The 15,435-nt window shown below is 32.6% G+C and carries 9 protein-coding genes, 1 tRNA gene and 2 rRNA genes; 6 read left to right on the top strand and 6 right to left on the bottom strand.

Annotated features, from left to right (window positions below; all coding sequences use genetic code 11):
• Positions 1-14: 14 nt before the first annotated feature.
• From J5A73_RS09205 to J5A73_RS09220, 4 genes are all read right to left on the bottom strand, one after another.
• Positions 15-2,918: ribosomal RNA gene (locus J5A73_RS09205) — 23S ribosomal RNA — on the bottom strand.
• 112 nt (positions 2,919-3,030) lie between these two features.
• Positions 3,031-4,541: ribosomal RNA gene (locus J5A73_RS09210) — 16S ribosomal RNA — on the bottom strand.
• Together the 16S and 23S rRNA genes form the textbook arrangement of a ribosomal RNA operon.
• 205 nt (positions 4,542-4,746) lie before the next feature.
• Entirely contained in the window at positions 4,747-6,249 is a 1,503-nt protein-coding gene (locus J5A73_RS09215; protein WP_211615177.1) for a hypothetical protein, read from the bottom strand.
• A gap of 346 nt (positions 6,250-6,595) precedes the next feature.
• Positions 6,596-6,669: transfer RNA gene (locus J5A73_RS09220), tRNA-Gln, on the bottom strand.
• Positions 6,670-7,136: 467 nt separating this feature from the next.
• Here J5A73_RS09220 and J5A73_RS09225 point away from each other — a divergent pair.
• The gene (locus J5A73_RS09225; RefSeq protein ID WP_211615178.1) at positions 7,137-8,030 is read left to right on the top strand and encodes a peptidyl-prolyl cis-trans isomerase; all 894 of its coding nucleotides are present in this window, start codon (positions 7,137-7,139) and stop codon (positions 8,028-8,030) included.
• Between the two features lie 90 nt (positions 8,031-8,120).
• Complete coding sequence (locus tag J5A73_RS09230) at positions 8,121-9,584, top strand: hypothetical protein (RefSeq protein ID WP_211615180.1); 1,464 nt, start codon at positions 8,121-8,123, stop codon at positions 9,582-9,584.
• Positions 9,585-9,644: 60 nt separating this feature from the next.
• Here J5A73_RS09230 and J5A73_RS09235 read toward each other — a convergent pair whose 3' ends face one another.
• Together J5A73_RS09235 and J5A73_RS09240 are read right to left on the bottom strand one after the other, a co-directional pair.
• A complete protein-coding gene (locus J5A73_RS09235; protein WP_249069260.1) occupies positions 9,645-11,255 on the bottom strand; it encodes an AarF/ABC1/UbiB kinase family protein in 1,611 nt (536 codons plus the stop codon).
• Between the two features lie 288 nt (positions 11,256-11,543).
• Positions 11,544-12,632, bottom strand: a complete 1,089-nt coding sequence (locus J5A73_RS09240; protein WP_371813403.1) for a CapA family protein — start codon at positions 12,630-12,632, stop codon at positions 11,544-11,546.
• Between the two features lie 284 nt (positions 12,633-12,916).
• On the opposite strand from J5A73_RS09240, the gene J5A73_RS10715 reads away from it, so the two are divergent.
• The 4 genes from J5A73_RS10715 (at position 12,917) to J5A73_RS09255 (ending at position 15,408) form a co-directional block, all read left to right on the top strand.
• Positions 12,917-13,168 carry an ATP-binding cassette domain-containing protein gene (locus J5A73_RS10715; protein WP_256438638.1) on the top strand — a complete coding sequence of 84 codons (252 nt, stop codon included), beginning with the start codon at positions 12,917-12,919 and terminating at the stop codon, positions 13,166-13,168.
• Complete coding sequence (locus J5A73_RS09245) at positions 13,159-13,665, top strand: phosphonate ABC transporter ATP-binding protein (protein WP_256438639.1); 507 nt, start codon at positions 13,159-13,161, stop codon at positions 13,663-13,665. The genes J5A73_RS10715 and J5A73_RS09245 overlap by 10 nt, the downstream gene beginning before the upstream one ends.
• A gap of 9 nt (positions 13,666-13,674) precedes the next feature.
• On the top strand, positions 13,675-14,469 hold the full coding sequence (locus J5A73_RS09250; RefSeq protein WP_211615184.1) for an ABC transporter permease subunit: 795 nt from the start codon (positions 13,675-13,677) through the stop codon (positions 14,467-14,469).
• A 120-nt stretch (positions 14,470-14,589) separates the two neighbouring features.
• A complete protein-coding gene (locus J5A73_RS09255; protein WP_211615186.1) occupies positions 14,590-15,408 on the top strand; it encodes an ABC transporter permease in 819 nt (272 codons plus the stop codon).
• Positions 15,409-15,435: the final 27 nt, after the last annotated feature.

Genomic DNA, 15,435 nt, shown 5'->3' on the forward strand with positions numbered 1-15,435 from the left:
AGGCAAGTAAAAGATTAAAAAAGCTTAAGTAATATTAGTACTGGTCAACTGAATGCATTGCTGCACTTACATCTCCAGCCTATCGACCACATAGTCTCTATGGATACTGTGAATACTCATCTTAAAGGGGGTTTCTCGCTTAGATGCTTTCAGCGATTATCCTGACCAAACGTGACTACTCAGCCGTGCCACTGGCGTGACAACTGATACATCAGAGGTTTGTCCATCCCGGTCCTCTCGTACTAAGGACAGAACTTTTCAGTATTCAAGCGCCTGCAGTGGATAGGGACCGAACTGTCTCACGACGTTCTGAACCCAGCTCGCGTGCCTCTTTAATGGGCGAACAGCCCAACCCTTGGGACCTTCTCCAGCCCCAGGATGAGACGAGCCGACATCGAGGTGCCAAACACTTCCGTCGATATGGACTCTTGGGAAGTATCAGCCTGTTATCCCCGGGGTAGCTTTTATCCGTTGAGCGACGGCCCTTCCATGAGGGACCGCCGGATCACTAACTCCTACTTTCGTACCTGCTCGACCCGTCGGTCTTGCAGTCAAGCTCCCTTATGCGTTTGCACTCGAAGGTTGATTTCCATCCAACCTGAGGGAACCTTTGAACGCCTCCGTTACTCTTTTGGAGGCGACCGCCCCAGTCAAACTGCCCACCTAGCACTGTCTCCGCAAGCGGATTAGAATTTCGACAACATATGGTTGGTATTCCAACAGCGACTCAGAAAAGACTGACGCCTTAACTTCGAAGTCTCCCAACTATCCTATACACACATTGCCAAAACCCAATGCCAAGCTACAGTAAAGCTCCACGGGGTCTTTCCGTCCTACTGCAGGTAGCCGGTATCTTCACCGGCATTACAACTTCACCAGGTCTCCAGCCAAGACAGCTCTCAAATCATTTCACCATTCGTGCAGGTCGGAACTTACCCGACAAGGAATTTCGCTACCTTAGGACCGTTATAGTTACGGCCGCCGTTCACCGGGGCTTCAAATTGGAGCTCTCACTCCTCCTCTTAACCTTCCGGCACTGGGCAGGTGTCAGCCCATATACGTCGCCTTTCAGCTTAGCATAGACCTGTGTTTTTGGTAAACAGTTGCTTGAGACTCTTCACTGCGGCCTGTTTCCCCTGGGAGTGTTTCTCTCTTTAGGTATATCAGGCACCCCTTCTCCCGAAGTTACGGGGCTATTTTGCAGAGTTCCTTAGCTAGAGTTATCCTGTCGGCCTTAAGTTTCTCACTCTGTCCACCTGTGTCGGTTTAGGGTACGGGCACTAACGAGTCTTGTTAGAAGTTTTTCTTGGCAGTGTAGGATCTGTGACTTATGCAAAAGCACTTACCCATCAGGTCTCACCTATAGACACGCGGATTTACCTGCGTGTCCAAGCTACGCCCTTAGAAAGGCTAATCCGACAGCCTTCTCACATACCTTACTGCGTCACTCCATCACTCAAACGACTGATAGTGGTATAGGAATATTAACCTATTTACCATTCGCAATCACATCTCTGCTTACGCTTAGGTCCCGACTTCCCCGGGGCGGACGAACCTTCCCCCGGAAACCTTGGACTTCCGGCCGGAGGGATTCTCGCCCTCCTTCTCGCTACTCATTCCTGCATTCTCGCTTCTGATGTCTCCAGCCGGCCTTACAGCCGGCCTTCATAGACCTACAGAACGCTCTCCTACCAAGCGGCAAAACCGCTTCCACAGCTTCGGTTTATGTCTTTAGCCCCGTTACATCTTCGGCGCAGATACTCTCGACCAGTGAGCTATTACGCACTCTTTTAAGGAATGGCTGCTTCTAAGCCAACCTCCTGGTTGTCTGTGAATATCCACCTCCTTTCCCACTTAGACATAATTAGGGACCTTAGCTGGTGGTCTGGGCTGTTTCCCTTTTGTCCGCGGACCTTATCATCCACGGACTCACTCCGAATCAGTAATAAATGGTATTCGTAGTTTGCTTGATTTCGGTAAGCAATATGCCCCCTAGATCATACAGTGCTCTACCCCCAGATATCTAAAATTCAGGCTGCACCTAAATGCATTTCGGAGAGAACGGGCTATTTCCTAGTTCGATTGGCTTTTCACCCCTAGACCTATCTCATCTCCCAACTTTTCAACGGCGGTGAGTTCGGCCCTCCACTGAGTCTTACCTCAGCTTCAGCCTGGACAGGCCTAGATCACTAGGTTTCGCGTCTATGACTAGCGACTGAGACGCCCTATTAAGACTTGGTTTCCCTTCGGCTTCATTAATTAACCTTGCCACTAATCATAACTCGCAGGATGATTAACCAAAATCCACGCAGTCACCCCGAAGGGCTCCTACCGTTTGTAAGCACACGGTTTCAAATTCTATTTCACTCCCTTGCACAGGGTTCTTTTCACCTTTCCCTCACGGTACTCTTCACTATCGGTCAATAACAGTATTTAGCCTTGCGTGATATGGTCCACGCGGATTCACGCCAAATTCCTCGTGCTTGACGCTACTCGGGAGTTTCAAGTCATAGCATAGCATATACATGATACAGGACTATCACCTTCTATGGTTCAGCTTTCCATCTGATTCTACTTACTGCTAGACTACTTAGACATTATGGCATCAGTCGTATGAAATCCCACAACCCCGTACCGGCAACGCTGCCAGCTTGGCACCGGTACGGTTTAGGCTTATCCCAGTTCGCTCGCCGCTACTTAGGGAATCGTTTTTACTTTCTTTTCCTCCTGTTACTTAGATGTTTCAGTTCGCAGGCTTACCACTTTCGTGCATACTCTTCAAGTATGCGGGTTGCCCCATTCGGAGATTCAGGTGTCATTGATTATGTGCATCTCGACCTGACTTATCGCAGCTTATCACGTCCTTCATCGGCTGTTATTACCTAGGCATCCTCCGTGTGCCCTTAATTAGCTTTTTTTTATTAACAGAATAATCTATTTTGTTGTAATCTTTTACCTACTATTCATTTCCCATTGTCCTTAAAAGGAAAAACTACAAAGAAGAAGAAGTGTAAGAAAAACTCTCCTTAGAAAGGAGGTGATCCATCCGCACCTTCCGGTACGGATACCTTGTTACGACTTCACCCCAATCACTATTCACACCTTAGATACCTTCTTCCGAAAGGTTAGACCGGCAGCTTCAGGTGCAAACAACTCTCGTGGTGTGACGGGCGGTGTGTACAAGACCCGAGAACGTATTCACCGCGGCATTGCTGATCCGCGATTACTAGCGATTCCAACTTCATGAAGTCGAGTTGCAGACTTCAATCCGAACTTGGACTGGCTTTAGAGGTTAGCTAAGCATTGCTGCATTGCGGCTCTCTGTACCAGCCATTGTAGCACATGTGTAGCCCAGATCATAAGGGGCATGATGACTTGACGTCATCCCCACCTTCCTCCTGCTCTTCGCAGGCAGTCTCGCTAGAGTCCCCAACTTAATGATGGCAACTAGCGATAGGGGTTGCGCTCGTTGCGGGACTTAACCCAACATCTCACGACACGAGCTGTCGACAGCCATGCACCACCTGTCACTCGGTTCCCGAGGGCACGGTGATGTTTCCATCACCTTCCGAGGATGTCAAGATCTGGTAAGGTTCCTCGCGTTGCGTCGAATTAAACCACATGCTCCACCGCTTGTGCGGGTCCCCGTCAATTCCTTTGAGTTTCAGCCTTGCGGCCGTACTCCCCAGGCGGATTACTTATCGCATTAACTTCGGCACGGACACTCTTCATGCCCACACCCAGTAATCATCGTTTACAGCTAGGACTACCAGGGTATCTAATCCTGTTCGCTCCCCTAGCTTTCGCACTTCAGCGTCAGTTATCGTCCAGTGAACTATCTTCATCATCGGCATTCCTACACATATCTACGAATTTCACCTCTACTCGTGTAGTTCCGTCCACCTCTCCAATACTCTAGCCAGGTAGTTTCCAAGGCAAGCTGCTGGTTGAGCCGGCAGTTTTCACCTCGGACTTATCTGGCCGCCTAGATGCCCTTTATGCCCAATAATTCCGGATAACGCTTGCGACATACGTATTACCGCGGCTGCTGGCACGTATTTAGCCGTCGCTTCTTCTGCAGGTACAGTCACTTTCTTCCTCCCTGCTGAAAGCACTTTACGATCCGAAAACCTTCTTCGTGCACACAGAATTGCTGGATCAGGGTTGCCCCCATTGTCCAATATTCCCCACTGCTGCCTCCCGTAGGAGTAAGGGCCGTATCTCAGTCCCCTTGTGGCCGTCCACCCTCTCAGGCCGGCTACCTATCATCGCCTTGGTAAGCCGTTACCTTACCAACTAGCTAATAGGACGCAAAGCTCTCAAATGGCATCTCTTTTCATAAACTCACTATGCAGCAAGTTCATAATATCCGGTCTTATCAGCCGTTTCCAGCTGTTATCCCAGTCCATTCGGCAAGTTCTTTACGCGTTACTCACCCGTCCGCCATGGTTTCACGGTGCAAGCACCGCTTCCCCATCGACTTGCATGTGTTAAGCATTCTGTCAGCGTTCATCCTGAGCCAGGATCAAACTCTTCATTCAATAATATATTTCTATATCTTTTTTTCACCTTTTATTCATTGACGAGATTTATTGCTAAATCTTGACTTGCTTTTTATCTATCACACTACTTTTTCTTCTTCTTTTTTCATTGTCCTTGGTGTCGAATCTTTTCTTATCGACGAAATATATTATATCAAAAAAAAATTTTGTTGTCAACACTTTTTTTGAAATTTTTTTGTTTTTTTTACTTTTTTTGTTTTCTCATTCTTTCAATCTTGCTTTTAATTTCTAATAATTTCTTTTTCTTTTGTAATTCTTTTTCTTTTCTTCTTTTATTTCTTTTTATAAGTCTTATACTTGCTTCTCTTTCAGAAATTAAAGCCTGATATTCTTTAATTAAATCTTCTAGTATAAGAATTTTTCCAATTAAATAGTCTTTTCTTTTTACTGATGTCATAGATGATTTTAAATTTCCTACACTCAATAAATAGACTGGTATCTTTGAAAAATTTTTCATGTCATTTATTCTGTTTGAAGTTGAAACTATTACTATTTGTTCATATCTTTTTTCAGTTTTGTTTATACTTTTTTTAAATTCACTTAATTTAGAAACTTTTACTATTTCTAAAAATCCTGCCATTTTTTGTATTTCGGAAAAAATTCTAGAGATATTATTTTCTTCCACATCCATTAAAATTAAAGTTTTTGTTCTTTTTATTTCACTAGGGAAAACATATATTTTTTTTATTCTTTTATCTATAAACTCTTGATTATTGTGTTTTCTTCTTTTTTCTTCAATTTTATAAAGTTCTATTTTATCTTCTATTGAATTTTCTTGTGTCAAATGTTCGTTGATTTTATTATTTATACTTTCAACTTCATCCTTTTCTTTTTCTTCTTTTAAGTTTTTCTCCACTTTTTTGTAAATATCTTTTATTATTTTAGGATAAAATTCTATCTCTTCTTTTTTCAAAATTTTTTCAACCATTTTGAAATATTCTTTTTGTATTTGATTTTTAACAAAATTTTCTTTTTTTATTTTAGATTTTTGATTCTTTAAATTCATCAAAAATTTAGTCAATATTTGATATTTTTCTTTTATTGAATTTATAACAGTTTTTTCATCTAAATATGAAAATAATATTTTCTTTATATATGTAATATTTTTTGTGTTCAATGTCAATTCTAAATTTTCAAGATAAAAATTTTCTGAATAAATGTCATTTTTCTCTCTCTCCAATCTTTTTGACAAAATCTCTACTAAAAATTGTTCTCTAACTTTATTTATTTTATATCCTTTAGTTTGAAATAATTCTTTTATATCTTCAAAATCTTTATATTCTGAGTATTTTATTTTATATTTGAATAATACTTTATAAACATCTCTTTTTATTTTGTTTTTTTCATCTTCATTTAAATGCATTTTTTTTAGAATTCTGTAAATACTTAATTTTTTCTCACTGAAAAGTAAAAATAGCTCGATTAGTTCTCTTCTATATGTCATTTTTAATTTTTTGTCTTGACTTTCTAATTTGAAAATTTTCGTTGTATAATTTCCAAAATAATAAATATAATTACTATTATCGTGAATACCTTCTTCATCAAAGATTCTAAAAATCTTGTTGAATTTTAAAATCATATATTTTAGATGATTAAATCCATATCTTTCTTCAATGTCCTTTCGATTTATAATTTTAAAATTTATTATTTCTTGTAAAAAGTCTTTTTCTTCTAAATCCAATTTCATAGCTTAAACCCCATAAAATAAAAATTTATAATTATTAAAAATTATTTTTTTATGATAACAATTATAAATTTAATTTTTTAGGTGCTTTTGCAGTTTTAAAAATCGCTATTTAAAAAGATAAAACTATATTTTTCTGTTAATTTAAAATTAAAAATAATAATAAAGGGTATTTTTTTATTTTTTTGAATTTATTTAATTGCTGTTTTAGTGTATTTTTAGTGCATTACATATAACAATAAAAAAAAGAGAAATTAATCATTTCTCTTTTAAAAATATCTAGTAAATTTTCTTGAAAATTTAAAATTTTATTTTAAAATTTATTAAATTAACAAACTTTTATTCATATTGGCTCGGGAAAATGGATTCGAACCACTACCTACCGGGTCAGAGCCGGGCGTCCTACCATTAGACTATTCCCGAATAAAATTACAAGTTATAATAACACTTATTCTGAACCTCTCACAACTAAAGTTGCAAGACTTTTAAGTATTTTTCAGCTTCTCTTGAATATCCATCACTCAAGCACTAACTAACTTTCTTAAGACTTTAATGGACAAGTTCTCCAATGAGAGCATTAATGTCCTATTGGTTTGGTCCAAAATCATTTTTATTTTACCATATTTATCTGATTATTTCAAGTTTTTTTAAGAAAAAGATATGCAATTCATCTCACGACTGAAGCTACGAATGTTCTTACAATATTTAACAAATTTTTTCAAGAAATTTTTTATTTTCGTATTTTTGTTTGTTCCATAGAATAGTTGCGGTATAAAGAATGATAAGTTTAGAAATATCTTGACAAAAGTATAATTCTATAATAGAATAAAAGCATATAAAAATAAGAAAAAAGATTTACTTAATTGTAATTCAAAATGGAGGATAGTTTAATGAAAAACAAAATGAAATTAGTTATAGTTGCAGCTGCACTTTGTGCTTTTGCTATGTCATGTGGAAATAGCGGAAAAGGAGGAAAAGTTTTATTTGAATCAGATGATAAAAAAATAAAAGTTTATGAAAACGAAGTAAACCTTGAGTTAGAAAAATCCTTATTTTCTAGTGGAGTTTCACAAAAGGATTTGACACCAGATCAAATAGCTCAAATGAAAAAAAATATTATTCAGAATATAGCTTTAAATAGAGCATTAGTTTTAAAAGCAAAAGAACAAAAATTGGATCAAGATAAAAAATATACAGAAAGTGAAGATATTTTAAAAGAACAGTCATTAGCTTCTCTTGCGATAGTAAATGACTTGAATGAAAAAGTAAAAGTATCTGATTCTGATGCAAAAGCAGCTTACGATGCGAATGCTGCAAAATTCCAAAGAGCTGAAGATACTGTAAAATTACAGCTTATCGTATTTAGAGCAAGTGACAAGGCAAAAGCTGAGGCTGCTTTGAAAGAAGTTATGGCAAATCCAGCAAACTTTACTTCTTTTGTTCAAAAATATAACGGAAATTCAGGAACTGGAACTGGGGAAACTCAAGAAATACCAATGTCACAATTAGCAAAAAGCTTTGAACCAATTAGCAAAGCTGTACAATCTGTTTCAAACGGTCAAGTTGTAAATAGCGTAATTCCTGTTGGAGCAAATGAATTATATATTGTAAAAGTGCTACAAAAAAATCCTAAAGGACAAATTCCTTTTGAAACAGTTAAAGAAGATATAAAAACACAAATTAGAACACAAAAAAGACAAATGGAACAACAAAACTTTATGAAATCAGTTGCTGATGAATTTAAATTAACTAATATCGCTGATAAAATAAAAGATGTTAAATAATTAATATTAAATAAAATAATAAAAAAATAGGAGCTGTTTGAAATAGAAAGATTTTCTATTTTTGACAGCTTGTTTAATAAGGAGAAATTTATGAAATTTTTAAAATCTATGCTCGTTTTAGTTTTATTAGTTTTACTTTTTTTACTTGGCGGAGTAATTTTTTCAAATAATATTATTTCGTACATGACTAAAACCAAAAATTCGGAATTTCAAAATGTGAAATTTTCTTTTAAAAACAAAGAGATGACTTTTGATAATTTTGTAATAAACGGAAAAGATTTAGGAAAAGGTAGAGCTACTGTTATTCCAACTCGAAGTGGATTATTTAAAATAATTCCTTCCATAAAATTGGCAAATCTTAAATTGGAAGAAGTGAATTTAGAAAAAATATATGGCGAAAAAGATGGAAAAATTGACAATTTTATTGAAAAATTGGAAGTGCCAACAGATTCTAACAAAGAAACTAAGTCAACAGACGAGTTTGTAAGCCAAACAACACTTAATACCCAAGTTTTAGCAAATAACATTGACGATTTTATTTATAATAAAATAAGAGAAAATATAATAAAAACAAATGTTCTAAAAAATGATTACAATACTTCCCAAGATTTAAAAACTAAAGCTCAAAAGATTTTGGATTTGAACAGTGAACTTGATCCGCTTGTAAAATCAATTAATGAACAGAAGGAAGATGCAGAAAAGACTGTTTCAAAAATTGAAGATGAAAGAAATCTTATGCTAGAAAATGTTTCAAATGAACTTGAAAAACTGGAAAAAGAAATTTCTTTAAATGATGTCAATAAAATGAATAATAATAACATTCAAAATATGAATTTATATATTTTTATGGACAAAGGAAAAGCAATTAGCGATACATTAAGTAGATCTTTTAAAATTGTAAATTTATTAAAAGAAATTGAAAAATTAAAACTTTCTATTAGCAATATCAATATAAATAATGGAGAAGTTGTGATAAACGATTTAAAAAATCCACAAAATTTAAATGGATATATTTCTCAAAATAATTTAAAAGCATTGATAAGTAAAAAAGATGGAGATTATCAAATTTCTTCTCATGAAAATGATTTGCTGATAAAAACATTGTATTCGGATAAAAAAATAGATCTTATAATTGAATATTTGAAAAATAATTTAATTCCTGGGAAAGCGATAAAATTGGTTTCTGAAGTTGTATCAGAAAACAATAGCTTTAAAAACTTGAATAACACGGTTTTAACAGATGAAGAAAAACAACTTTTAATGCAAAAAATGGAAAGTTTAAAAACTAATGACTATAACCAATTGATGACAAAATATGCGGAACAGACAAAAACGATTGAAAGTCTTATTGAAAATGTGAATGTTAAAATTAGTAAACTTGATGCACTAAAAAAAGATTTGCTGTCACTTGATAAAATTGTAACATTGGAACCACAAAATAATGAGCAAAATAAAAATAATAGTTTACCAAATTCAGAAAATATTAATAACCAAACAAACGAAAATAATCAAACAGACAAAAAAAATAATTTAAATTCACAAATTCAAAATTAAATTATATAAATAAAAATAGGAAATTTCTTTTATTTCCTATTTTTTTTTTTATAAAAATTTTTATTTTCTTTTTTTTATTATCTCATTGATTCCCAAAATTGCTGAAATTACATAACCTAAAAAACCAAGCGCTGGAATTCCATTTATTTTTGGTGGAACATTTGACAATACCAATATTGATGAAGCGATAAGTAATGCCGCAATAATTATTGCTGTCACAAGCCTATCCAGTGTCTTTTGCAGTTCTTTAAATCCGATGACTTCGTGTTTATGCTTTAATTCGCCGTTTAAAAGTTTTTGAGATATACTTTTTAAATCTTCAGGAAGTGAGAGCCAACTTTCAGATATTTGAGAAAATCTTTGGCTGCCTTTTTCAAAAACATAAATTGGATTCAATCTTTTTTTAGAAATTTCATCGGCATAAGGTTTCATAACTTTTGTTATATTAAGAGATGGATCCAGATATCTTCCTATTCCTTCAATTTGTCCAATCCCTTTTGCCAAAAGATAAATGTCTTCAGGAAGTGTTATTTGATTTTTTCCTAAAATAATTCTTATTTTTTCAAAAATATCTTCCAAGCTAATTTCATTTAATGAATTTCCATCGACCATATACACAATCTCTGTCAATTCCCGCTCAAGACTTTTTTCATCGGGAACATTGTAAATAACCGAAAGTTCTCTAATTTTTTCTATCGCCTTTTTTATATTTTTTTGTATAAAATATAGCAAAAAACTTTCCAAAAGTTCCTTATCTTGCGGATAAAGGCTTCCCATCGCTCCAAAGTCAATAAATACAATCTTTCCATCTTCCATCATCAAAATATTTCCAGGATGCGGGTCAGCGTGAAAAAATCCATATTTTAAAACTTGTTTAATATACAAATCTAATCCTGTTCTTGCTATTTCTTGAGGCAAAAATCCATATTTTTCAATTTTTTCCTTGTCTGTAATTTTAAATCCGTCAATAAATTCCATACAGAGAATGTTATCATTTGAAAGTTCTCTAAAAGTTATTGGCACATGAATTCTTTCATCATTTTTAAAATTATTTGCAAAGCGCTCCATATTGTTTAATTCATTTCTGAACGAGAGCTCTTTTGTGATAGAATTTGCAAAAGTATTTATTATGTATGATAAATTTATCTTTTTTATTTCTTCATTTGTTTTTTCAAGATACGCCGCTAAATCTTTCATCACAATCAAATCTGCTGCCACAATTTCTTTTATATTTTCCCTTCTAACTTTTAGAACAATTTTGCTTCCATCTTTTAATTTTCCTTTAAAAACTTGTGCCATCGAAGCAGAAGCCATTGGATTTTCTTCAATTTCTTCAAAACGCTGAAGCGGATCAATATTTAATTCTTTTTTTATTTTTTCATAAATATCTATTTTTTCTGGCTCGACTTTATCCTGAAGTTTTTGGAACTCCACAATTAATTCTTCTGAAAAAATATCCGTTCTATTGCTGCACATCTGTCCTAATTTGACATAAGTCGGTCCTAATTCTTCCATCGCCATTCTGATTCTTTCAGGAAATGAAGTTGCCTTTATATTCTCAATTTTCTTACTTTTTTGTTTAATTCTATTCGGAATAAATTTTTCAATTCCGCTGCGGTCAAAAAGCTCTTCAAATCCATATTTAAAGAGAACTTCTGATAATTTTGCCATTCTTTTAAATTTTTGTACCATTTTTTCCTCTTTCTTTTTTTTATTTTTGGTTTTTCTTCTTTACTCTTTATTCTTTATTTTTTATTCTTGATTCTTGATTTCACATTCTTTATTTTTACTTTTTTTTATTCTTTATGTTTATTTTCATTATATCAGTAAATTTCTATTCTTTCTACTAAATTAAAAAATAAAAAATTAGAAAATAAAAGATTAGAAAATAAAAAAAAATGGCGATAAAATTTAAACTCTTAAATTTTAACTATTTTTCAAAAAATATTTAAAAATATTTTATTTCTTGTTAATCTCTCCAGCTTCCAAAATTTCAAGATTATTTCCTTCAGGAAAATCAGTTTTACTTAAATTAATAATTTTTTTAGCAGCTGAATTTCTTGTGTCCAACATCACTTTAGAAACTCCGCTTTCCTGTTTTATAGATATAATTTTTCCATTGATAAAATTTCCGTTTTTATCAATATTTATTTTAAAAATTGGAGCAATTCCGCTTATTCCAGATAAACTTATATTTCCAAAAGTAGCAAAATTTCCAGCGCTATATGAAATAAATTTATTTTTATAAAGTTCTATCGCACGAGTTATATGCGGACCTTGTCCAAAAACGATATCAGCACCTGAATCTACAGCATTTCTAGCAAATTTAAACACATTTCCCCGATTTTCGCCGTGAAAAATCTCATTATTTCGAGTTATATGCTCATGTTCCTTTCCTTCAGCTCCGCCGTGAAAAAATACAACTACAATATCAGACTTCTCTTTTACAGATTTTATAAGATTTGAAGCATATTCATAATCATTTATATCAACAGTTTTAGAATTTGGTGCAAATGATACAAATCCATATTTTATACCATCTTTTTCTAATATTGAATATTCTGCTTTTTCTTTGATTCCTGAATATTTAATTCCCAATGAATTAAGATTTTCCATTGTCTGCAAAATTCCAACTTCGCCAAAATCGTTGCTGTGATTATTTGCCAAGCTCAAATAGTCAAAACCAGCGTTTTTTAAATATTTGCCATATTTTGAAGGCATTCTAAAGACATAACAAACTGATGGATTCTCACATTTTTTTGGATCTCCTCCCTTGTCAAACAATGTTCCTTCCAAATTTCCAGCTGTTATATCGGCATTTTGTAAAATACTTTCAACATTTTGTAAAATATTCGTATTTGGCAGTAAATCTTCGTTTGGATAATTACTTCCCAGCATGATGTCTCCGACACCAATAATTGAAATTTCTTTTTTATCTTTAATTTTTTCGTTATTTCCATTTTTTAAATCTTTTTTTTCAAATTTGCTGCAACTAAAACTAAAAATTAAAAATAAAATTAATAAAAAATATTCTTTTATATTTTTCAATTTTCCTCCAAATTTTTAATAATTTTTTGTTCTTTTAATTTAAAATTATATCACAATTTTTTAGATTTGTAACAAAAAAAGAAAAATTTAAATAAAAATTTTTATTGATTTTTTTAACTTTAATATTTTATTTATCAAAAATTTACTTTGATTTTTTTTAATAAAAAATTAAAATTTATAACAAATATTTACTATTATTAGAAAAAATGATATACTGATATTAACTTAACTCTTTTAAAAATATATTTAAAAAGTTATTAATTATATTTTGGGAAAGGAAATTTATGTTACTTAGTATAAAAAATATTTCAAAAAGATATAAAAATGGGATAGACGCTTTGAGTGATGTCTCTTTAGATGTAGAAAAAGGAGAGTTTATTTCAATAATTGGACCATCTGGTTCAGGAAAATCGACATTGCTTAGAAGTATCAACAAAATGATTGATGTCACTTCTGGATCTATTTATTTTGAAAATCACGATATTACAAATATGAAAAAAAAGAAATTAAAAATATCCGCAGAGAAATGGGAATGATTTTTCAAAATTATAATTTAGTGGAACGGCTTACGGCTATTGAAAATGTGCTTCATGGTCAGCTTGGCTATAAATCCACTTTTTCTTCGATTTTTGGACTTTATTCAAAAGAAGAAAAAAAAGAAGCCTTTAATTTATTAGAAAAAGTTAATATGACTAAATATGCTTATCAAAAATGTAGTGAATTATCTGGTGGACAGAAACAGAGAATTGGAATTGCCAGAGCAATTATGCAAAATCCAAAACTGCTTTTATGCGACGAGCCAATCGCTTCTCTTGATCCAAAATCTTCAGAAAATGTAATGGACTATTTGAAAAAAATTGTCACAGAAATGAAAATTACTTGTATAATAAATCTTCATCAAGTCGACATTGCAAAAAAATATTCAACTCGAATTGTTGCACTTAACAAGGGGAAAAAAGTTTTTGATGGCAAAGTTGAAAATTTGACAGATAAAATGATTGAAGATGTTTATAAAAACGAAGAGAATGAATAGGAGGATTATATGGAGTTAAATCAAAAAGATATTTTCAAAAAACGGCTTTACTCAAAAATCACATTTTTTGTAATGCTTGTAGGACTTTACATAATTTCGGCTGTTTTGGCTGGTTTTAAAAATGGAACTGCTTTTTTCTCGATTCCATCTGGAATAATTTGGCTATTTCAAAAGTTTATTCCAACCAAAAATTCTGTTCAATATTTTCCAGTAATCTTGGATTCTGCCATAAAAACTATTTTGCTTTCCATAAGTTCTACAATGGTTTCAGCAATATTTGCACTATTTTTGTCAATTATTGGCTCAAATACCACAGGAATCAATATTGTAACAAAAATTATATCCAAAATTATAGCTTCATTTTTTAGAAATATGCCAGTTGTCGCTTGGTCTTTAATTCTGCTTTTTTCTTTTAAACAAAGTGAGTTTACTGGATTTTTATCCCTATTTTTTATAACTTTCGGCTATTTGACAAGAGCTTTTTCAGAAACAATAGACGAAGTTGCAACCGATAACATAGAAGCGTTAAAATCAACTGGAGCTTCCTATCTGCAAATTATTTTTTGCGGAGTTTTTCCAACTGTTTTTCCGCAATTTCTTTCATGGCTTCTATATTTTATCGAAAACAGTATAAGAGAAGCGACATTAATCGGAATTTTGACAGGAACAGGAATCGGATTTACATTTAACTTATATTACAGAAGTTTTAGATACGACGCTGCAGGATTGGTAATTTTAATTGTTACAATAATTGTAATAAGTATTGAATTGCTTTCTAACAAACTGCGAAGTGAAATGATGTAAAAAAAAATAAATAAATAAAATAAAAAAAGAGAAAAAGAAAAGTGAAGAAAGAAAGAGAGAAAGAGAGAAAGAGAGTTTCTTTGTTTATGATAAGAAAGAAAAAAAGGAAGTGATTTTAATTTGAATGACAATTATAAAAATATAAAAATAAGAAAAATTACAAAACAAAAGATATATTTATATGTAACTTTTACAATTTTATTTCTTTTGACAATTTATACATTTGCAACGATGGACTTTGGCGGAGTAAATATAAAAATTGCGACAAAAAGTTTGCTTAAAGACTTAAAACTTATGTTTTTTGCACCAAAATTATCTGAAAGATATACTTTTTTAGAAGTTTTAAATAATCTAGTAATTACAATTGCATTGGCTGTACTTTCAACAATAATTGGTTCAATAATTGCACTTTTTTTAGCATTTTTTTCTGCAAAAAATTTGGCAAGCGAAAAAAGTTCAAAAATTATAAAAGTAATTATGTCATTTATTCGTGCAATTCCAACTATTTTGTGGGTTATGGTTTTTTCGGTTGTGGCAAATATCGGAGTGGAAGCCGCTGTAATTGGAATGACTTTTCATAGCGTGGCTTATCTTGTAAAAGCATATTCGGAAAGTTTTGAAGAACTTGACGATGGAATAATTGAAGCATTAAAGTCGACTGGAGCTTCTTTTTGGCAAATTATATTTTGCGCAATTTTCCCAAGTACGATTACTTCTATTTTATCTTGGACTTTTATCCGTTTTGAAATAAATTTTACAAATGCTGTTTTAGTTGGAGCTGCTGCTGGAGCTGGTGGAATTGGTTATGATATGTTTATGGCGGGAACGATGTACTTTGACATTCAAGAAATTGGAGTTTTTGTCTATTTAATTTTTTCAGTTGCAATCATATTAGAATTTATTTCTTATTTTTTGAAAAAAAATTATTTAAAAAAATAAATAAAAAAAATAAAAAAAGTGCTAAAA

The organism is Leptotrichia sp. oral taxon 218 (assembly GCF_018128225.1).
GTDB lineage: Bacteria > Fusobacteriota > Fusobacteriia > Fusobacteriales > Leptotrichiaceae > Leptotrichia.

Bases quoted from the DNA above. Each gene is read 5' to 3' on its own strand.
- J5A73_RS09215 (WP_211615177.1), bottom strand. From the start codon at position 6,249: ATGAAATTGGATTTAGAAGAAAAAGACTTTTTACAAGAAATAATAAAT.
- J5A73_RS09225 (WP_211615178.1), top strand. From the start codon at position 7,137: ATGAAAAACAAAATGAAATTAGTTATAGTTGCAGCTGCACTTTGTGCT.
- J5A73_RS09230 (WP_211615180.1), top strand. From the start codon at position 8,121: ATGAAATTTTTAAAATCTATGCTCGTTTTAGTTTTATTAGTTTTACTT.
- J5A73_RS09235 (WP_249069260.1), bottom strand. From the start codon at position 11,255: ATGGCAAAATTATCAGAAGTTCTCTTTAAATATGGATTTGAAGAGCTT.
- J5A73_RS10715 (WP_256438638.1), top strand. From the start codon at position 12,917: ATGTTACTTAGTATAAAAAATATTTCAAAAAGATATAAAAATGGGATA.
- J5A73_RS09245 (WP_256438639.1), top strand. From the start codon at position 13,159: ATGGGAATGATTTTTCAAAATTATAATTTAGTGGAACGGCTTACGGCT.
- J5A73_RS09250 (WP_211615184.1), top strand. From the start codon at position 13,675: ATGGAGTTAAATCAAAAAGATATTTTCAAAAAACGGCTTTACTCAAAA.